Source organism: Pedobacter deserti, from assembly GCF_024436415.1.
In the GTDB taxonomy this organism is placed as follows: Bacteria; Bacteroidota; Bacteroidia; order Sphingobacteriales; family Sphingobacteriaceae; genus Pedobacter; species Pedobacter faecalis.
The window spans coordinates 2,555,872-2,576,858 of record NZ_JAFMZQ010000001.1 but is presented as its reverse complement, the minus strand read 5'-3'; the positions used below and the strand labels follow the sequence as shown (position 1 = coordinate 2,576,858).

Genomic DNA, 20,987 nt, shown 5'->3' with positions numbered 1-20,987 from the left:
ACCTGGCTAATGAGCGCTAATTAATCGTTTCGAGTTCTTCCTGTGTAAATGTCTTCTGACGTCCTTTTAGTTTTTCGCGCTGTGTGGTGACTTCTTTAGCGGTTATTTTGCCTGAGTTGTTTTGCCACGACTGCCTGATATAGCTTAGCAACTGGGCAATGTCTTCGTCGGAAATTTCATCGCTGTTGGCGATGCCCGGCATATCTCCTGCAATTTCCGGTGCCTCGTAAAGGTGTCCGTTAACGTTGATGGGGCCGGTAAGCCCGTGCAGTACGATGGAGATCAGCCGGTTCTTGTTGCCGGTAACCCACTGCGATTTATTAAGCGGCGGGGCGAGGGATTTAATGCCGTTTCCATCTGCACCGTGACAGGTTTGGCAGCTTGAGGCAAATAAGGCTGCACCTTTGGGAAACTGCCGGGCAAGTACCTCCGGATTGCGGTTTTTTTGCTTGTTCCAATAATTATCGGCCGCTTTGCGGACCTGTCTGGCTACCAGTACAGATGTATCCGGCAACGCTTGCGAAAGCGTTGCAGCAAAGGCTTCTTCCCGGTATTCCAGGTTGCTCACTATAGCATCGGCCAGATATTTATTCTCCGGCTGCCGCTTGGCAAGCGCCAAGAGTAACTCATCGGCGGCGCGCTGGTTGTAGGCTTTTAAATAGCTGGCCAGGTAGGCTATATATGGCAGCGCTGGTTCATCGTTGCTTTCGAGCATGTGCTGCAGCGCGGCAATATATACCGGCGCCGATTGCATATGGAGTACGGAAGGGATAACGGTAAGTGCCTGAAGGCGAATGTGTGTATCTGCGTTCTTGAGGAGATTGACGACTTCGTTAGTTTCGAGCGCATGTAATCCCTCTAAAGTCCACAACGCGTGAATGGTAAGCAACGGGTTGGCCGTTTGTCGGACTGCCTGTTTTAATGCAGGGATCGCCTGCTTATATTTCCTGTCGATCAGCGTTTGCTGCGCAAGGTCACGAATGTGCCCATTGGCATGCCCGAGGAGGCCGACCAGTTGGGCGGGATTGTCGGGCACGATGGTGTGTTTTGCTTTGCTGCCGCTTGGTGTAATCCGGTAAATGCGGCCGCAATTGAGGGGAAGCGTCAGATTCCGCGCTTTGATCTGTGCCGAGAGATACGGGGTAACATAGGTTTTATGCTGGATAATGCCGCGATACATATCAAGCAGGTACAACGCGCCATCTGGACCGTTATACAGGGCTACCGGGCGGAATCTCTCATCGGTACTGGCCAGAAATTCTTTGCCTTTATAGGCTTGCTGCCCTTTGACGATATAGCCGGTCTCGGTTAATATATTGCGCTTGACAAGGTTGGCCGAAGGCTCGGCAACGAAGGCATTGAAATTATAGCTGTCGCCAAATAGGTCGCCCCGATAAATAAGCGGTGAACAGGCTGCCGTGAAGTTGTTGAGACGCAGGCTATCATCCAGCATCCCGTCCATATACCCCCGGTTGATGCCCGGTGTCGGGCGTATCGGATATACCTTGTTGTTGGGCACCACGCGCTGGTTGTAACCGGCAACTTCACGCTGGTTGCTGTTCTTTGCGCCGAAACCTGGACTGAAATAATCGCCCCAAACGTTAGACGAGTTGTCGTTATAATACAGCCGGCCGTAGTTATCCTGACTGATCCCGAACTGACCGCGGAAGTGCGTGTGTTCTTTGAGCCATTTATCGCCCTGCTTCCGGTAGCGCGTGTCTGATTTGGCATTGTAAATCCAGTTGTCGAGGCCCCGAAGTAATCCGTTTGGCTGATGCTCGACATTTCCGCCCACTGCGTATTTATTATCGACCAGGGTTTTGCTGATGGGTTTGTCGTCTTTGATTTTATAATACCAGAGGTTAGGCGGCTCTGCCACAAGCAGTCCGTCTTCTATAAGGCAAAGCGACCGGGGAAGTATCAAAGAATCGAGAAAAACGGTACGCTTATCGGCCCGACCATCGTTGTCTGTGTCTTCCAGTATCACGATGTTTCCGTTGGGCAGGTCTTCTCCTGTTCCGAGCGTATCGGGCATATAGCCGTTCATTTCGGCCACCCACATGCGTCCGCGATTGTCGAACACCATCGCTACCGGCGTTGTTACGAGCGGCTCAGCAGCAATCAGTTCGATATCGAAACCTGCTTCAAGCTGCATTTTACCGATGCTTTGATCGGCGGGAATGACCGGCGATGTGCTTAGGTCGACCGGTCCGACTTCTTTGTTCGGGCTAGCGGCCTTTCGGTAACTCTGACATTGATACAACGTTAAGATGATGAGGAGCAGAAGCCCTGAAGTATATATTTTGTTCATTGTTCTTTTGTCTGTTTCAAAGCTATTTCAATAAAGCAAAGGCGCACCACAGTACCGGGGCCTGACCGTGCATATCGCCTGTAATACGCTTTCTGTCCAGATAATATTGTCTGCTGTTCTCTTTGTTTGTACCCTGACAAACCTCGCGGACGTCGCCATTGGGCTCGATGTATTTGGTTAGCGCGATCCAGCCTTTGCGGGCTACAAGCGCATATTCATCAGCGTTAAGCCAACCGTTTTTTACCCCGGAGATCATGGCGAAGGTAAACATTCCGGTTCCGGAGGTTTCGGGCCAGGATTCTTTATCGTCGACCAATTGAAGCCACATGCCATCGGCAGTCTGGTATTGTTTAAGACTGGCCATCATGGTTTGAAATGCCTTCAGGATTCTTGGACGATCCTTGTTGTCCGCCGGCAGCGAAGTAAGCAGTTCGGTCATGCCGGCAGCCATCCAGCCGTTGCCCCTTCCCCAAAAGAATGGTACATCGGGGGCATGATAAAACAGGCCGTTCGGTCGCTGTATAGCGTCGAGGTAAACCACCATTTCTGCCGCTGCGCGATCGATGTATTTACGGTCGCCCGTAGCCCGGTATGCCTGGCACTGCATGTTATTGATCATGTACATATCGTCGATCCACATCCGCGTTTGCCAGGTTAGCCCCTTATCCATCAGCGCTTTGTGCTCTGGTTTGGCATTCTTCGGCAAAGTCCATTGCTGGTCGGCAAACCATTTTCCCATGTCGAGGTAAATGTCGTTTTTCTTCTGCATGTAAAGCTCGAGCGGTATGGAACCGAAAACGTTCGGGTCGACATGATCCGGACGCGGCTGCAGGCCCTTCTTTTCGTACAATAGCGGACGGAAACGATCATCGAGCTTGTCGGTCAGCCCCCGGTTGTTAGTAACAGCGCTGTATTTAAGCGCTCCGTACCAAGTACATACCTCTGAATAAGTAATAGAGCCCGGAGGTGTTGGAAAGCCGAAATTGGTATGCGGTGTTTCCAGGTAGTGGGTGGTAAGCAGGTATCCCACTTCTTTCGGGTCTGAACCTTTCGGCCAGTTTTTGAACGCCTTGTTCTGAGCTATAGCTTGTCCATGTACGATTGAAGATATAACAATGGCAGAAATGAGGATGATCAGTTTGTCGGTTTTCATGTTCGTATAGCGGTTCATTTGGTTGCAGATGCGCCTGCAATTTAATAATCTAAATCTTTTTTGGGATTATGTATATCGATTTTTTGGCGTAACATATCTGCAACTTGTGTTACTTTAGTGCTATGAAAAGATCGTGCGTTTTATCTTTATTTCTTTTGTTTGCATTGCCGGGTTTCGCCCAGCAGTTGCAGCCCGGTTCGGCTATGCCCAGAGGTGTGTTTTATACGCTGGATGACAAGGCATTTTCGACGGATCAAATTCCAAAAACCAAGAAATCGCTTATTATGCTGTTTGATGCCACATGCGAGCATTGTCAGAAAATCGGTGCTGCGCTTTCCAAACGTAATACTGAGCTGGCCGACATTAACATCTATATGGTTACGCTGGATGAGCCAAGATCGATCGACTATTATTTCGGTAAGTTTGCCAAGCCGCTCCGCGCGATGAAGAATGTGACGATTTTGAGGGATAAGGATATGGTTTTTATTCCCTTGTTTCGTCCGAAACAATATCCTGCGCTGTATTTGTACGGCAGGGACAAGACTTTAACTTTCTATTCGACCAACGAAAAGGACGTACCTAAGTTTTTTACGCTGATAAAGCAGCCTTAGCTTTTGGCTGACGGAATGGACGTTCTATCGCTTTCTAGTTTCTTCCAGTTTTTGGCGATAGGCCTTGATCCGTTGATCGAAATCCTGTCTTGGCGTGCCCGATGCAGTTAAAATCCGCTGAGCGGACTCTAGTGTGGCGATTGCTGTCTCATACTGGCCGTTTGCCGCGAGGGCGTCTGCATACTGGTTGCGGTATTCGAAATGCTGGGGCTTTTGCGCAACAATCTTGCTAAGTACGCTCAATTGGGTGGCATCGCCGTTTTGGGCCCGCTGGGACGCTGCAAAAGCTAATGCATCGTCCCTCCTGTCGCGGAGGTATGTGGAGATTGTCGCCGCCTTGCTGACATAGGCTTCGGCTGCCTTGATGGCCTCTTCGGTCTGACCATTTCGGAAATACAGCTCCCGGAGTTGCCTGTGAACGGAGGCGAGTTCCTGATAGTCGGTTTCCAAGGATATGGCTTTATGTAACCGTTCGGCCCGCTGCGCAACGGTAAGCGGCAACAGATTGGCCATTGCGGTGTAAACAGGCGCATAGTTTGGGTCAATTTTACGCGCACGATCCAGCCAGGACGCCGCTTCTTTGATGTTGTTCTCTTGCTTTTTGAGCGCGGCCATCCGGATATACGCAGGAAGATAGTTGCGATCATATTGCAAAGCGGTATCCACATATCGAATTGCGGCTGTTGTCGACGGCGCTTTCTGACTGAGGTTGAGATATACCTGCGCCCAGTTGGAGGCCATAGCTTTATGATCGCCAGCCTGGTATGCCCTTTCTTTGCTGACAAGTTTATGTATAAAACTGAACATTTCCGGGTCTTTACGCTGGAGGTCGGAACGTGTGTTCATCGATTTAAAATCGAGGGGATGGACTTTAACGGCTTCAAAATATGCAGGGTATGTTTGCGCGAAGTATTCGCTTTCATTATTCTGGGAATAGTAATCGAGCGTACGCCCCTCCTCCATGGCTTTATAATAAAGTGCGCGTATTTTCCGGTTCTCCTCGTCGGTAAGCACGGTACCATGAAACAGATGAACATACTCATGGAGCAGGACGTTCCGTTCGCCGAAGGCGCCCTTTTCGACATATTCTATCCCGGCGGCGCCGCTGCCCACGCCGCGGATGTCCATCCACTGCCGGTTATCGAATGTTGTCATATACCGGAACGAGGGTGATTTCATGGCGATAGCCAGGTCGTGATGCAAGGGCGGGATGCGGAAAGACTCGCCTTGTTTGGCTAGAAAGGGAAAATAGACGGTCGCTGTGTACAATTGGTTCCAGACCATTGCCTGTACGGTGCGGCCTGGATAGTCAGATATGTTGGGAAAGACCTGATGAAATGTTTCCGGATTAATGAGCAGAAAGTTTTTTAGCCGGCTTTGAATGGCATCGTAATTTTCCTGGAAGGGTATCCGACGTGACCTGATGACGCTGGCAAGGCCATTGTGAGCGGGGCCATAGTGCGGTTTATTCAGCAGTATGCGAGTAAAAATAGCCTGTGCGGAGTCTAACGCAAGCCTGCGGCTGTCTGCAAAGTTGAGGTAATATATCGAGCCGAGGTACATATCTGGGAGCTGTGAGGCAGGGTATTTCTCCTTTACTTTGCGGGCGACGTGAAGGGCTGAGTCGATCAAATTGCGTCGCAAGTATTCGTCAGCAGCATAAAGTTGTCCGCGAACAGCTGAATCATCCGGCCGCGCATAATCTGCATAAGTCAGGTTGGTATGTCCGTTTCCGAAATGCCAGTGCGTTTGGTAATGCAGGGAATCTATTGCGAGTGCCAGATCCCACTGGGCAGCCATTGCGTTGAGCTGCATGGCGTCTCCCCTTCGCCAAATGGCATAACCATAGCTAAAGCGTGCATCGGCGTTTAATGGATCCAGTTGCAACGAACGCTTAAGCGGGCCCTCAGCTTTGTCTGGCTGTTGGTTCCAGAAACAGGCATCGGCCTCTAAAAGATAGGCAGCTGCATTTTCAGGGAATTTCTGCTGGAGATCTTTTGCTATTGTTAAGGCTGAGGTATAGTTTTTTTGTAAGATAAGCACCTTGCCCTTCAGCAGGAGCGCGGCCGGGTGTGCAGGATGCCTGTCCATGATCTTTTTTGCGCAACCCAGTGCATTCTCAAGTCGCCAGCCTGCTATTTCTAATTTTCCTTTCAGCAATAGTGCCTGATCGTTTGCCGGGTTTTGCTCTAGCAGCCTGTTGACAATAAGCGCTGCGTTGTGGTAAGCATTGTTGTCAATTTCTTGTTCCGCGAGAATAAGAAGGCGCTTCTCGGAGTTCTGCGGTAGCTCCTTGAGCATGCTTCGAACGGAATCGGCTTTTATTTTGAGTTTTAGCCTGATCATCCGGAACTGCTCTTTGCTGGTATTGTCGGGATCGTTGTACTGCCCGCTGGTGCTGGTTGCGAACATGAACGGGATCAGCAGTATCGTCAAATGTAGTCTCATAGTCCAGATTATCCACCAATATAAAAAAAATGGTGTAGAACAGACACTATGGTACGTTTTATGTTAGGTCTAATTACGAACAAAAACCTCTATTATGAATTACAAGAAATTAATTAACAGCCATTTATCAAAAAGTACCTGCAGCACGTCGACTGCCGTAGTGGGATTGGTAGCAGGATTGGCCGTAGGCGCTGCGCTTGGAATATTGTTTGCACCTGATAAGGGAAGTGCGACACGGGAAAGACTGACCGACAGGGCGCTGGGCCTGGCCGATGATGTGAAGGACGGACTGCATTCGCTTAAAGATACAATCAGCACCGGAAAAGACAGTCTGGTTGGTCTGAAAGATGATGTGATCGAAAAGGTGAAGACCAGGGCGAGCAATATCTCCCAGGAGTATAAGGATTTCAGGGAATCGGAACTGAATAAGTCGGCCGCAACCGACGCTGATACCGGGCAGGCTTAACTGCTGATCTTTGCCTGGTGGTTGAAGAAGGCCCTGGTTATGGGTATAAGCAGCAATCCGCACAGTGCGAAGATGACAAATGATATACGCAGGTTGAATGCATGGGCCAGGTAGCCGATAAGCGGCGGGCCCAGCAGCATACCTGTAATCGAATACGTGGCGATCACCGATATCGCCATTCCTGGTGAATACTTTTTAGAAGCGCCTGCCAGTGCATAAGACATGGGTATAACGGCTGCTGTTCCAAAACCGACCAGAGAAAAGCCGATCATGGCTGTCCAGAATGCGGGAAAGATGACAGCCATACTGATGCCGAGAACGATGCAAACTGCACTCATGATATATGTTTTTGGCATCCCGAAACGCGCAATGATGATGTCGGACAAAAACCGCGAGGCGGCCATAAAGGTCATGAAAATCAGGTATCCGTAGGTGAAGATGTCGACCTTTACAACCTGCTGGAAATAGATGCCGCTCCAATCGAACATCCCTCCTTCGCAGATGGCGCACAGAAACACAACCATGCCAAGATAAAATATATAGGGATCCGGCTTCTTGAGATTTAGCTTGTTTCCCGACTGCGCGCGATCGCCTGCCAGTAAGAACTGGTAAGCGTAGATGGTGAATAGTACCATCACGCCCCCTACTACAGCGAAATGTAAGGTCAGCGATGTGCCCAGCGATAGCAATAAGGTGGATATGACAATGCCGGCGATCCCGCCGATGCTCCAAAAGCCATGAAATGAACCGATGATCTTATTCTCAAATCTCTTCTGGAGGGTAAGCGCCTGGGTGTTGACCGATATATTGAATACCCTTGTTGTGAATGCAAACAGGGTGATTGCAACCACCAGCGTAAAGACATTATGAGCCGTGCCGATCAGCAGCAGGCACAAACCGTTTAACGCAAAACCTACGGCGAGCGGTACGCGGCTGTTGTATTTTGAGACCAGCCATCCGGATATGGGAAGGCCAAGCAGTGACCCTACGGGCATGGCGAGTAAAATTGTGCCAAGTGCCGCCTCATTCAGATCAAAAGCCGACTTTATCGTTGGAATTCTGGACGCCCAGGTGGAAAAACTTAAACCGGACGCAAAGAAAAAAAGGCTTAGAAACAGGCGATGTGTGCTATTGGAAATCATAGGGGAAATGCTGCCGCAAATGTACGATATTTGGTATTTAAAAATTATATACTAGCTTTACAAAAAACTTTAGGGGTGCCTTGTGCTGAGATATACCCTTTGAACCTGATGCAGTTAGTACTGCCGAAGGGAAAAGTAGAAGCAAATCTGTTGCTTTCTTTTTGTCCTGTTTAAGGATTCTCCCCTACAGTTTTCATGATTTAACCTGTTTAACATGGAAATTACTGTAAACCAAAAATCTTATCAGCTTGATGCGACTTGTTCGGTAAGCCAAATGCTGGAGCAAGTGTTTGATGCTGGCCCGCGGAATATTGCCGTGGCCGTAAACCAAGCTGTTGTACCGAAGCATGAATGGCCGGATCGCCTGTTGAACCAGGGCGACCAGGTGATGATCATTAAAGCCACCCAAGGCGGATAACCCCTAATCTTTTAGACTATGAGACAAGAAAAAATTCCAAATGAAGGACTGATCAGCCGGACGCCTTTTCCGGCATCGCGCAAAATTTATGTGAAGGGTGAAATGTATGACATCGACGTGGCCATGCGTGAGATCACGCTGACGGAGACAAAGATCCATAATGGTTTTGGCCTGACTGAGCCGAATGAGCCTGTAACTGTTTATGATACAAGCGGTCCCTATACAGATCCTGAAGTAGAAATTGATGTTCGAAGCGGTCTGCCGCGACTCCGCGAACAGTGGATACTTGGCAGGCAGGACGTGGAGCAACTGGATGAGATTTCGTCTGATTACGGACAGATGCGGCTGGCTGATGAGAAGCTTGATCAGTTCCGGTTTAAGCATCTGGCGAAGCCTTTGAAAGCTAAAGAAGGTCGCAATGTGTCACAAATGCACTATGCCCGTCAGGGTATTATTACCCCGGAAATGGAGTACATCGCCATACGCGAAAATCAACGGACCGGCGGACATATTACGCCGGAGTTTGTGCGTGATGAGGTAGCCCGCGGTCGCGCCGTGATTCCCTGCAACATCAATCACCCCGAACTGGAGCCTATGATCATCGGCAGGAACTTCCTGGTGAAGATTAATGCCAATATTGGAAACTCTGCGGTTACCTCGTCCATTGAAGAAGAGGTCGAGAAAGCCGTATGGGCTTGTCGCTGGGGCGCAGATACGATCATGGATTTGTCGACCGGCAAAAACATCCACGAAACGCGTGAATGGATTATCCGGAACTCTCCTGTACCGATCGGTACGGTGCCGATCTATCAGGCATTGGAAAAGGTAAATGGTAAGGCGGAAGACCTGACCTGGGAACTTTTCAGGGATACGCTGATTGAACAAGCCGAGCAGGGTGTAGATTATTTTACGATTCATGCTGGTGTGCTGCTGAGATATATTCCGCTGACAGCCAAGCGTGTGACGGGTATTGTTTCTCGTGGTGGTTCAATTATGGCGAAGTGGTGCCTGGCGCATCATAAGGAGAATTTCCTCTACACGCATTTTGAGGAGATCTGTGAGATCATGAAGGCCTACGATGTGGCTTTCTCATTGGGCGATGGCTTAAGGCCGGGCTCGATTGCGGATGCAAATGATGCGGCCCAGTTTGCCGAGCTGGAAACGCTTGGGGAGCTGACGAAAATCGCCTGGAAGCATGACGTGCAGACGATTATTGAGGGGCCGGGACATGTGCCGATGCATCTGATCAAGGAAAATATGGATAAGCAGTTGAAGTATTGTGATGAGGCGCCATTTTATACGCTCGGGCCGCTTACGACCGACATTGCTCCGGGGTATGACCACATTACTTCGGCTATTGGTGCGGCGATGATCGGATGGTATGGCACGGCGATGTTGTGTTATGTGACGCCGAAAGAGCATCTGGGCTTGCCGAATAAGAAGGATGTGAAAGATGGTGTTATTACGTATAAGATCGCGGCGCATGCTGCTGATCTGGCTAAAGGTCACCCCAGCGCCCAGCATCGGGATAATGCGCTGAGCAAAGCGAGGTTCGAATTTAGATGGGAGGACCAGTTTAATCTGGCCCTGGATCCGGATACTGCGATGGAGTTTCATGATGAGACTTTGCCTGCGGAAGGTGCGAAGGTTGCGCACTTCTGCTCTATGTGCGGTCCGAATTTCTGCTCGATGAAGATTACGCAGGATGTGCGCGAATATGCCGCTAAGCAGGGCGTTGAAGCGGAAGAGGCGCTGGCTAAGGGTATGGAGGAGAAATCGAAGGAGTTTAGTGAAAAGGGCAGCGAAATTTATTTGTAGGTTGATTGCCAAGGATAAAGCATGGAACTGATCGTGATTTCCAGTCCCGCTGAACTTGAAGCTGAAGCGCCGCTGATTAACCGGCTGTTTGAGGCCGGTATGCAGTTGTTTCACCTCAGAAAGCCGGGTCTGCCGCTGGCGAGATACCGGGATATGCTCGCTGGAATAGACGCCGCGTTCCATGATCGGGTGGCACTGCATCAGCATCATGAACTGGGCGATGCGTTTGGCATCCGGCGATTGCATTTGCCGGAGCTGCGGCGAAGGGAATTTGATGCGAACGGCTACCCTTCACTTTACGGGGATAAGTATTTGAGTACTTCGGTTCACTGCAGAAAGGATCTTGGTGCGATGAGTCGTTTTGAGTATGTCTTTTACGGGCCGCTGTTCGACAGCTTATCCAAACCTGGTTATCGGGGAATCGGTTCAAGTAACATAGTGATTCAGACCGCTGAAGCGCCCGGCGTTGAAGCTGTGCAGCCTCGCCTGATCGCTTTGGGGGGAATTTCGGCGGATAAACTGGGTGATGTGCAGATGATGGGTTTTGATGGAATTGCTGTACTGGGTGCTGTTTGGAACGAGCCGGCCAGAAGTCTGGATAATTTTAATCAATTGAAATGGGAAACAGACCTTATACACTGACGGTAGCCGGACTGGATCCGAGTGCGGGAGCAGGACTTCTGGCCGATGTGAAGTGTTTTGAGCAGCATGAGGTTTATGCTTTCGGCGCCTGTTCAGCGCTGACGGTGCAAACGGATGATTGCTTTACCCGAAATCAATGGCTGGAAGCTTCGGAGATCATTGCCCAGGTGGAACCGCTTGCCAGGAAATTTAAAATTGTTGCCTGTAAGATCGGGATCATCAAAGATTTGCATGTTTTGCTGGAGGTAACGGCATTTCTGAGACATGTGAATCCGTCGATCTATATGGTATGGGACCCGGTGATATCGGCAAGTACAGGTTACCAGTTTCATCCAGACCAGCTTGATGCCGGGTTGCTTACTGATGCTCTTCATTCTATTGATGTAATAACACCTAATTATGATGAAATACAGCTGATTAAACCTTTGGTGAGTCCGAAAGAAACCGCCTCCGAATGGTCAGAATACTGTGCCGTACTGTTAAAAGGCGGGCACAATCCGGAACAGCCGGGTACCGACTACCTGTATATAGAAAATGAGGTCGTACCGATTGAGCCGGTTCTTGCAGAGTTGCCGGCCAAACATGGATCGGGTTGCGTATTGTCGGCCGCCATCACCGCAAACATGGCTTTGGGTAATTCGATTGAACGTTCGTGCAGGCTCGCAAAGCATTATACAGAGAAATTTCTTGCCAGCAACCAGACGCTGCTGGGATACCATACGAACTAAATATTATGATTGATCAGTTACATTATATATCGAACGCTATCGATTCATTGTCAACCCTTAATGCAATTTCGGATGTCCTGAACGCAGGCGGAAAGTGGATACAGCTTCGCATGAAGCATGCGGCTGTAGAAGAGATACTGGAAACGGGTGTGAAGGCGCTGCAACTGTGCAATGAATACGGTGCAAGGCTGATTGTAAATGACCATCCCGAAGTTGCGCGTCAGATTGCCGCTCATGGTGTGCATTTGGGCCTGGCCGACATGCCGGTTCCTGAAGCCAGAGCGCTACTCGGTCCTGATATGATTATTGGCGGCACGGCCAATACGATCGAAGATATTGGTCGCCGCGCCGCTGAGAAGGTCGACTATATCGGCCTTGGGCCCTACCGGTTTACCGATACAAAACAGAACCTTAGTCCCATACTGGGTTTGGGAGGCTACGAAAATGTAATGCAGCAAATGCGGGATGAGGGGATCACAATTCCGGTTATTGCTATCGGCGGTATTATGCCAGCCGACATCCCTCAGTTAATGTCGGCTGGCGTTCATGGAATAGCTGTGTCATCTGCGTTGACAGGTGCCGGTGATCTTCGTAGCCGTCTGGCAGAAATGAATGAACTAATAAAATCTTTCAAACCTGTTTTACAATAAGATATGCTTAAGGTAGGAAACAAAATATTTAAATCCAGGTTGTTTACCGGAACAGGCAAATTCAGCTCGACCAGCGAAATGGCGGAGGCAATTCTTGCTTCCGGATCGGAACTTGTAACGGTGGCCTTGAAGCGGGTTGATCTGCAGAATAGCGAGGATGATATCATCGGACATTTGAGACATCCACATCTTAATTTGCTGCCGAATACCTCGGGTGTCCGCAATGCAAGAGAGGCCGTTTTTGCCGCCCAAATGGCACGTGAGGCTCTGGAAACCAACTGGATCAAACTGGAGATTCATCCGGATCCGAAATACCTGATGCCAGACCCGGTTGAGACACTGCTGGCAACGGAAGAACTTGCGAAGCTGGGCTTCGTTGTGTTGCCCTATATTCACGCCGATCCGGTACTATGCAAGCGGCTCGAAGATGCAGGAACGGCCGCAGTAATGCCTTTGGGATCGCCGATTGGCAGTAACAAGGGCTTAAAGACGATCGACTTTCTGGAAATCATCATCAGTCAGAGTCAGGTACCTGTGATCGTTGACGCTGGTATCGGCGCGCCTTCCGACGCTGCGAAGGCTATGGAGATCGGCGCAGATGCTGTCCTGGTGAACACCGCTATTGCTGTCTCCGCCAATCCGGTCGGCATGGCGGAGGCCTTTAAACTCGCTGTAGAGGCAGGCAGAATGGCTTTTGAGGCAAAGCTGGCCCGTACGAGCGTACAGGCGGTGGCAAGTAGTCCGCTTACCTCCTTTCTTGATTAATTTATCGCATGGATAACACGTTTAAAGATGTATTTGGCCGGTATGACTGGGATGTTGAGAAGGCAAGTATTTACAGCAAGACTTCGGTCGACGTTTCAAACGCCCTGCATGCGGTAAACCCCGGGCTGGAAGATTTTAAGGCCCTGATCTCCCCTGCCGCCGCACCCTATCTGGAGCAGATGGCAGCGTTGAGTCAGCAGCTGACACAAAAGCGGTTTGGCAAGGTCATTCAGCTCTACGTACCTCTTTATCTTTCTAATGAGTGCAACAATATATGCACCTATTGCGGCTTTAGCCTGGATAATAAGGTGCGACGCAAAACGTTGACACCCATCGAGATTATGCAGGAGGTTGCGGCCATCAAGGAAATGGGCTATGAACACGTGCTGCTGGTCACAGGCGAGGCTAATCAGTCGGTACACACGGAATATTTCAAACAGGTTCTGAAACTGATCAAACCCCACTTCTCCCAGATATCGATGGAAGTACAACCCCTTGATCAGGCGGACTACGAGGAGCTGATCCCCTACGGACTGAACTCGGTGCTGGTTTACCAGGAGACTTATCATCGTGATGATTATAGGAAGCACCACCCAAAAGGTAAAAAGTCCAATTTTACATACCGGCTGGAAACTCCTGACCGACTTGGATCGGCGGGCATTCACAAGATGGGTTTGGGGGTGCTGATTGGTTTGGAGGACTGGCGCACAGATTCTTACTTTACGGCAATGCACCTGTCTTATCTAGAGAGAAAGTACTGGATGAGCAAATACAGCTTGTCTTTTCCACGATTAAGACCCTTTAGCGGCGGCCTTGAACCGAAGGTGGTGATGAGCGACCGGGAGTTGCTGCAGCTGATCTGTGCTTACCGGATCTTCAACGGCGAGGTAGAATTGTCGCTGTCGACCCGCGAATCTGAGCTGTTCAGGAACAATGTGATTAAGCTGGGAATTACTTCTATGAGCGCGGGCTCCAGGACCAATCCGGGAGGATACGCAGTTGAGCCGCAGTCGCTGGAGCAATTCGAGATCAGTGATGAACGTCCTCCGGATGAGATTGCACGAATGATTATAGATAAGGGTTATGAGCCGGTTTGGAAGGATTGGGACAGAAATCTGGTCGTTTAGCTAAGCAATAATGTTACCTTTGCAAAATGGCAGCAATAGGACAATACAATGATCTCCGGGTGGTCGAGAAATCGGATTCAGGCTTTATTTTGACGGATGGTGAGGATAAAGTGCTGTTATCCTATCATGAGGCGCCAAAGCATATTACTGTCGGCGATAATCTGAACACCTTCGTTTATCTGAATAAAGAGGGCCAAATGGTAGCCACAACGAGGCGACCGAAAGCCTGTGTGGGCGATTTTGCTTTTTTGACCGTTGTGGATGATTCTGAGGACGGTGCCTTTATGGATATCGGTATTGGCAAGGACATTTTTGTGCCGCGCCGTGAGCAGAAACGCCCAATGTTTAAGGGCGACAGGCATGTGGTGTATGTGTTTCTTGATGAGCGGAACGGCCGGATGACGGCTTCGTCTAAGCTGCTCGACTTTGTGGAAGAGGATGATATTGATCTGGAAGAGGGCGACGAGGTAAGTTTGCTGATTGCGGACCAGTCTGACCTGGGCTATAATGCGATCATCGACAATAAATATATCGGATTATTATATAACAACGAGTTGTTCGAAAATATCGCTCCAGGTGAAACCAGAAAAGGCTGGATCAAAAAGATCCGTGTGGAGGGCAAGATTGACCTGAGTCTGCGCCCAATGGGTTATGGACATATTCTTGATACGAAAGATACCGTTCTGGCCGAACTTAAAGCAAGCGGCGGTGTGATTTCCCTGGGTGACAAAAGTGACCCGGATAAGATCTATGAACGTTTTGCAATCAGCAAGAATGCGTTCAAAAAGGTGATCGGCGGCTTGTATAAGGACAGATTGATCACTGTATCTGATCATGAGATCAGGCTGGTTAACCAGGAAGGGGACTAAAAGTTAAACCCGACTGATATGTATGGTAATGTGGCTTCTCGCGAGAACCCGACGGTCGCCTGTAGCAACAAGACCTCCCCTGGCATCAGGTAAAGGCCGCCGCCATAACCATGGTGCCATCTGTCTGACTGCTCACCTTTTTCCCAGACCCGGCCTACATCATTGAATCCGATCAGTCCGACTGTACCTGGAACCAGATAGGAAGTAAAATTGAACAATTTTAGCCGCATATCCAGGTTGTGGTAGGCCATCGACGTTCCGGTGAATCGCCTGCTGTTGAACCCGCGCAGACTTGCTGTCCCGCCGAGATGCATGCGCTGGAAGAAGGTAGGATCACCGATTACCGTTCCGCCGCCGATCCTGTTGGCCAGGACAAGCCCGGAATTATTTGGATTGATGTAGAATCTAAACTCTGAATGCACAGATGCATAACGGTCGCTCCCCTTATCTAACTGTTGCTGGCCGACGATGGAAGTCTTCCAGTAGAGCCCGCTTTTTGGAATGGCAGGATTGTTTCTGGAATCGTAGGTAAAGCCTCCCACAAAACCACCATAGTACTTATCAGCGAATATTTCTTCCTCCGGGTTTGCCGCATCGTAATCGGCGAAGAAACGCTCATCATTGCCCGATCGGCTGCTGGTGTAGCGGGATCCGAGAATGCCGGCCTCGATTCTAAAGTGTTTGCCGAGGGGGCGACTTAATCTGAAATCTATATTCAGGTAATCATACCTGTTTCTGTAATATGAGATGCCGTCCTCCCGGTCATACAGTTCTTCGTCCTCGTCATCCAAATCCAGAAAAGCTGTGTTATTGCCGATGCCGAAGAAATTGTTCAGGCTGTTTGGCCCGAGCAGGTTTGCATGTATAATCAGATCATTTTTACCGACCGCCTGTTTAAAGGTGCCTTCATAGTCGAAAATAAACGATTGGCGTCCGGTGGAGTAGTTTGCCCAGAACTGGTGTTTAACGGCAAAAGGTTCGAGTCTGAAGCCCTGCTTTTCTATGATGTAACCCAGACCGAGCTCAAAGCCACGGTCGATGTTATAATTTAAGCTGAATAAAGGGCCACTACGGTCGTACAAGAAGCTGTTGCGGTCAAATTTGTTGACCAGCGTATCATTCGATAACCGGAATTTGGCATACCTGCGCTCGGGCAGTTCGTTGGCTTCATCGGAGCGGTCGTAGATAAAAGCCTTGTTTGCAGGCTGACCCGCTACTTCAAAACGGTCTTTTCCGTCGCCGCCGATCAGCCTGACTTTTATTGGGGACTGATCTGCACCGCTGATATTGAATACATCATCACCAGCTAAACCGAACAACCTGATTTCTTTCGTTATTGCAGGATCAAAGGTACGCTGATAGACGAGCCTGCCCTTCTTTCCTTCTTTGTTGATGTTATTGACGACAACTTCAATATATCCGCCAGCGGTATGCCGGATCCCGAAAATTTCCTTTTTATCAGATGCGGGGACATCTACGTATATCGATAAAAACCGGTAATATTTTTCTGCCAGGGAGTCGAGTTTGTTTCTTCTCGACTTGAAATTGTGCACAAGCTCTTGTCCCCCAAGCCTGAAAATGGTATCCGGCATTTTGCGAAAGGCCTGGTCGACAACCGCGTCTGTAAGATGATTCTGTACATATTGTACCTCTACTTTCCAGGTTTTTAGATCGAGTTCATTTAAAAAATAACGGTCAAAATAGCGTTCGTTGAAATTCCAGTGCTGCACATCACGTATATTCGGACTATATGGCTGAAGATGCGATTTGAGCCATTGGTGGTTTAAGATCCAGGGAAACACGCCGGATGTCTTATAAAAGACCTTGTCGCGGTCGCGGGGAACCGGAACATACGTAGTTTCACCCTTCTTTTTATCAGCGAACCAGCGCCAGTTATCCTCGTGCCTGTCCCAGTCGCCCAACAGAAAATCGAGCAAGCGTGCCCGTAGTGTAAGCCGCTGATCGGCGCGGGTATCGTTGTCTTCTTCTATTTTACGTTGCGCCTTCGGCGTGTTATCGGTTTCATCCTCGTAAGGTGATCGGGGTTCAAGCAAATAAACGGCGTTGGCAAACTTTTCCCGGTATTCTCCAAATACGGGGTCATCGCCCACATAAACAAGTTCGGGTACTACATGGGGAATACCTAATGCCGATGCCAGCGTAGGAACGACCAGTGCTCCAAACGGATGGTTGGTAGACACCTGGTCTTGCGCGATTGCCTTGGCTATGGTTGGCCGCAAACTTTCCGGCAGGCCCTGCTCGGGGTATTTCTGCACCGTACGCAAGGCCCACTCCTGTCCGGCTGTATCAACCAATCGAAGTGAACGCGTTTGCATGCCGCCGCCGAGCTTGACGATTTTGAAACCGCCCCGCTCCTTTCCCAGTTCGATGATGCGGATCTTTACTGGTGTGGCCCATACCTTGCGGTAACTCTCCCCAAGCCAGAACCGGTGAAATCCGCTCACCCGATCGTATTCGGGACCTACGGCTACCTCAATGGAATCGTTTGCCCGGCGATTTTGAGCAGATGCACTGCTGAGGGCAAGGGATAGTACACTGAAGGCAAATAACGCGGGGAAGATTCTGCGAGGCATATTTACTTCATTGAGTTGTTCAAATTTACGCTGACCCTGAGTGCTTTAAGTCCCTCAACGCCTTGCAGCTCTTCAATCTCCAGGCGTTCAACCTCTTCGCCCAGCAAGTTTTGCTTTTGAAGTTTTTTGATATAACGCATATATTCCTGGGCCTCAGAATGGTTGAAGTATACGATCGCGATTTTGCCCGGCTGGGTTAAGCGTTCTGTTGTATTCTTTATGTGTGCTTTATCTATTCGCTTCTTAACCATCTGGTAGCGGATATTGTAACTGCCCTCTACATCGAAGCGTTGCTCGTCGATCCGGAAACTCACGTCAATTGGCTTGTCGTAAACAAATATGAGTTGTGTGGTTTCCAGCGGAAGCGAAAAATATGGCCCAAGATTGTTCGTCGTTTGCGCTATTTCAGCCAGCACACGGAGCTGTCTTAGCCTGAAGGCACCCAGAAGTTCGTCCCTGAAAGGCACGTCGGGGGCGATAGACTGACCCAGGTATATGTCGAATTCTACACCATCGGTCCTGAATTTTTCAAAATAATTCGGATAAATGGCCTGGAGTTCAGCATTGAATTCGTCAAGGTGACGGGTAACGGCAAGGTTGATCATCTGCATGCTCTTTTCGTACCGCTCCCTGTTGTCAAATATTTTGCTTTCGGGGCCGGATTGCAGAAAATACTCCGAAACCACCCCCTTAAGCTGCGGATGCTCAGCACTTAGCTGCCGGAGGGCTGCAGGTATTTGTCGCTGCAGGTAGTCTTCGGTTTTCAGGATCTCCCTATCGGATAGCTCGTCGACTTGCCTGTAGTCCCATATACAGTCGGATTGCGGCAGATCGTGATCGCAAAGCGCAACTGTTTTCCCAATCTTTCGGAGCGTTTTGTCGAGCAGTTCGAACTGCAGGGTAAGATCTTTTCGGATGGCCGCATTACGCTGAATGCTGGAATTACGAATATCTATAGCACCGTAGAAGGGATACACATCACGGAAAAATATGGACTCAACCGGCAAATTACGCTCGCGGGCTCCGGACTGCATGTAGTGATAGGCAGCTTCATTGAACCGCCATTGTATCGCCGGCTGGAGTGCCGTAAACTTGTCGGTAATAATATCCTGGATCTCGTTATTGAAATCGGTTATGATGTTGTGAAACAGCTGAGCAAGCAACGGAAAGGCCCGCTCGATCTTAGTCAGCGTGTGACCGTTAAATACTTTTCGTTCGCGCGTATAGAACTCAAGACAGCCTACCAGTTTGGCATTGTAATATAAGGGGAACAGTGCATAGGATTTGATGCCCTCTTCGCCCAGGAGCTGCAGCAAGGGATAGTTTTCCTGTTCTTCCTTTGTAATTTCAGGAAATATGAGCGTGCGCGGTTGCTTCAGGTAATCTTCAATAAGGCGGTGGACCTCTTTTTCATCCAGTTCGCGCTCGCGCGCCAGCTGTACAACGATGCTCTTGAAACCAGAATGCTCGTTGATCATGAGTTTTTTGTTCAGCTGCAGATAGGGCAGCATACCAAAATCGGCCTGATCTGTACCCACCAGCGCCTTGAGCGCAACGTTAATGGCTTCGCTATGCTCCGCTTTGCGCGACTCGTTGTGCGCAATAATCAGGTTTTTAACTGATTCAAGAATGTACTCTGCGGTGACGTCCGTTAAGCTTACGATAGATATGCCCTCAATCTTAAACAACTGAGGCGGAATGAGCTTTGTAAGAATTTTAAGGATATTTCGCTCGTCCTTAATATCGTCTTTAACATCCTTCAGATTATACTCCGGAAGTTTTGCCTCGGTGCTTATATCTAAAAACCGGGTGTCTACGTCCAAACGGTAGTACTTGAGTAAGTGTGTTTCCGGATCAATAATAGAATGAATAGAGGATTGTGTATTCGTTAAAGAGAAATTATAGTATTTCTCCATGACGAGGTTGTAAAATGATGACAGCAGTTCCGCTTCCATTTCCTTTTTTGGTGGCAGCGTAAGGTCGTGTTTCAGGTTACAGCGGTTTGGCTCCATAAACACGCTGTAAAAGGCATCCGTTCCGTAATGGAACAGCCCAGTCAGCGGGGTACCGATAGCCCAGCACTGATTCTGTTCATCATTTAGGATAGGCGATAAAGAAGTGTGGATCAGTTCAAAAAGCGGCGCATACTTTGCAGCCTGGTCGGCAGCAATTGGCCGCCGCAGTTCGGGGAATTTCTCGAACTGTTCTAAGATGTACTTGTAAAAGTTGACTTTTGCCGTTTTTTCAACCTCAACCCTCGCCTCTACATATCGGATAAAGGGATATAAGGACAGGTGTATTTCTGCACCCAGCAGATTGTTTCCGCTGGTCGGTTCAGTATGTGTGTTGAGGTTTAACGTGATAGCTTGCATGGCGTTCTTTACCTGGCAAAGTTAGTAAATTTTAAAATGTTGCCGTCTGTGATCTCATCGCCCTCATTCGAGATGTATAAGTTCATATCCTTGTCGAACGCAATGCCTTCGGGCTGATTGAAAACCGATGAATTTAGTCGGTGGGCCTCTTTGACCGACCAGTCCTGTCCGGTTACAATCAGCAGCTTGTTGGCCGACAGCAAAATATACCATTCCCCGGTGTCAGGTTTTTTCGCCATTGCCGAGGGCGACGGACGACCACGTAATTTCACATTTATCTTTTTGAGTTGCTCCAGATCAATACTGAACTCATCATCGAGATAAAGGGAGTCGGCCTGCTCCAGATAATTGAAGATGTAGCCGCTCACGCGCTTCGTCTTTTTGTCTTTAGTACAACTTTTACATAGAACGTATAACTTATTTGTTGCCGAATCGGCAAACAGGCTCTCGTACTCACCTTTCGGAAGTAGTGTGCGGTATTCTTTGACGTTTTCTGCAACTTTCTTCTGCGCTTCTGAACGCAGGAAGGAGTAAAACCTTCCATTGCTTTTAAGCACAAATATCCGCTCACCTAGCATGCCTATATCCTCAAAATCGCCGTTCTTGGCAAACTTGGTGTTTTGCTGCTTTTTGATTCCCCAGGCCTGTCTGAAGAGTTTCCCTTCTTCGTCTTGTATACTGTAGATGGTGTCTGCCCTGCCATTATAGAGTGCAATGCCGGATATTTCAAGCAGACTTGATGGCATCTTGAACTTTTCCGGCTTGGTGAGATCATAGCTGCCAGGCGATGTAGTCTTAGGGCGGGCGCATGCTGCAACGAAAACCAGCGGCGCTATGACTGAGAATAGGATCAGCGTTTCGATTCTTCTCATG

The 20,987-nt window shown here is 49.2% G+C and carries 17 protein-coding genes and 1 riboswitch; of the genes, 10 read left to right on the top strand and 7 right to left on the bottom strand.

Annotated features, from left to right (window positions below):
• Positions 1–16: 16 nt before the first annotated feature.
• Positions 17–2,311, bottom strand: a complete 2,295-nt coding sequence (locus J3P40_RS11720; RefSeq protein ID WP_256005814.1) for a DUF7133 domain-containing protein — start codon at positions 2,309–2,311, stop codon at positions 17–19.
• A 22-nt stretch (positions 2,312–2,333) separates the two neighbouring features.
• The gene (locus J3P40_RS11715; protein ID WP_256005811.1) at positions 2,334–3,482 is read right to left on the bottom strand and encodes a glycoside hydrolase family 88/105 protein; all 1,149 of its coding nucleotides are present in this window, start codon (positions 3,480–3,482) and stop codon (positions 2,334–2,336) included.
• Between the two features lie 104 nt (positions 3,483–3,586).
• Here J3P40_RS11715 and J3P40_RS11710 point away from each other — a divergent pair, with 104 nt between their 5' ends.
• Positions 3,587–4,075, top strand: coding sequence for a peroxiredoxin family protein (locus J3P40_RS11710; RefSeq protein ID WP_256005810.1), 489 nt, complete (start codon positions 3,587–3,589; stop codon positions 4,073–4,075).
• Between the two features lie 24 nt (positions 4,076–4,099).
• On the opposite strand, the gene J3P40_RS11705 is transcribed toward J3P40_RS11710, so the two are convergent.
• Positions 4,100–6,523: a tetratricopeptide repeat protein gene (locus J3P40_RS11705; RefSeq protein ID WP_256005808.1), complete on the bottom strand. Its 2,424-nt coding sequence runs from the start codon at positions 6,521–6,523 to the stop codon at positions 4,100–4,102.
• Between the two features lie 94 nt (positions 6,524–6,617).
• On the opposite strand from J3P40_RS11705, the gene J3P40_RS11700 reads away from it, so the two are divergent.
• Positions 6,618–6,989: a YtxH domain-containing protein gene (locus tag J3P40_RS11700; protein WP_256005806.1), complete on the top strand. Its 372-nt coding sequence runs from the start codon at positions 6,618–6,620 to the stop codon at positions 6,987–6,989.
• Here the strand turns inward: J3P40_RS11700 and J3P40_RS11695 are convergent.
• Entirely contained in the window at positions 6,986–8,131 is a 1,146-nt protein-coding gene (locus tag J3P40_RS11695; protein ID WP_256005804.1) for an MFS transporter, read from the bottom strand. The genes J3P40_RS11700 and J3P40_RS11695 overlap by 4 nt on opposite strands.
• A gap of 61 nt (positions 8,132–8,192) precedes the next feature.
• Positions 8,193–8,280, top strand: a riboswitch (TPP riboswitch).
• 65 nt (positions 8,281–8,345) lie between these two features.
• Here J3P40_RS11695 and thiS point away from each other — a divergent pair.
• From thiS to J3P40_RS11655, 8 genes are read left to right on the top strand one after another with little or no spacing between them, the layout of a single operon-like run.
• Complete coding sequence (thiS, locus tag J3P40_RS11690) at positions 8,346–8,549, top strand: sulfur carrier protein ThiS (RefSeq protein ID WP_256005801.1); 204 nt, start codon at positions 8,346–8,348, stop codon at positions 8,547–8,549.
• Positions 8,550–8,567: 18 nt separating this feature from the next.
• Positions 8,568–10,367, top strand: a complete 1,800-nt coding sequence (gene thiC, locus J3P40_RS11685; RefSeq protein ID WP_256005798.1) for a phosphomethylpyrimidine synthase ThiC — start codon at positions 8,568–8,570, stop codon at positions 10,365–10,367.
• Positions 10,368–10,388: 21 nt separating this feature from the next.
• A complete protein-coding gene (locus J3P40_RS11680; protein WP_256005796.1) occupies positions 10,389–11,009 on the top strand; it encodes a thiamine phosphate synthase in 621 nt (206 codons plus the stop codon).
• A complete protein-coding gene (locus J3P40_RS11675) occupies positions 10,985–11,737 on the top strand; it encodes a hydroxymethylpyrimidine/phosphomethylpyrimidine kinase (RefSeq protein ID WP_256005794.1) in 753 nt (250 codons plus the stop codon). The genes J3P40_RS11680 and J3P40_RS11675 overlap by 25 nt, the downstream gene beginning before the upstream one ends.
• A gap of 5 nt (positions 11,738–11,742) precedes the next feature.
• Complete coding sequence (locus tag J3P40_RS11670) at positions 11,743–12,387, top strand: thiamine phosphate synthase (protein WP_256005791.1); 645 nt, start codon at positions 11,743–11,745, stop codon at positions 12,385–12,387.
• A gap of 3 nt (positions 12,388–12,390) precedes the next feature.
• The gene (locus tag J3P40_RS11665; protein ID WP_256005788.1) at positions 12,391–13,152 is read left to right on the top strand and encodes a thiazole synthase; all 762 of its coding nucleotides are present in this window, start codon (positions 12,391–12,393) and stop codon (positions 13,150–13,152) included.
• A gap of 8 nt (positions 13,153–13,160) precedes the next feature.
• Positions 13,161–14,279, top strand: a complete 1,119-nt coding sequence (gene thiH, locus J3P40_RS11660) for a 2-iminoacetate synthase ThiH (protein ID WP_256005785.1) — start codon at positions 13,161–13,163, stop codon at positions 14,277–14,279.
• A gap of 26 nt (positions 14,280–14,305) precedes the next feature.
• Complete coding sequence (locus J3P40_RS11655) at positions 14,306–15,148, top strand: CvfB family protein (protein ID WP_256005783.1); 843 nt, start codon at positions 14,306–14,308, stop codon at positions 15,146–15,148.
• Here the strand turns inward: J3P40_RS11655 and J3P40_RS11650 are convergent.
• The 3 genes from J3P40_RS11650 to J3P40_RS11640 are packed head-to-tail and all read right to left on the bottom strand — an operon-like array spanning position 15,145 to position 20,986.
• Entirely contained in the window at positions 15,145–17,742 is a 2,598-nt protein-coding gene (locus J3P40_RS11650; protein WP_256005780.1) for a BamA/TamA family outer membrane protein, read from the bottom strand. The two genes, J3P40_RS11655 and J3P40_RS11650, sit on opposite strands and share 4 nt — an antisense overlap.
• 2 nt (positions 17,743–17,744) lie before the next feature.
• Positions 17,745–20,114, bottom strand: a complete 2,370-nt coding sequence (locus J3P40_RS11645; protein ID WP_256005779.1) for a GAF domain-containing protein — start codon at positions 20,112–20,114, stop codon at positions 17,745–17,747.
• Positions 20,115–20,122: 8 nt separating this feature from the next.
• Positions 20,123–20,986, bottom strand: coding sequence for an SdiA-regulated family protein (locus tag J3P40_RS11640; RefSeq protein ID WP_256005777.1), 864 nt, complete (start codon positions 20,984–20,986; stop codon positions 20,123–20,125).
• Position 20,987 lies beyond the last annotated feature (1 nt).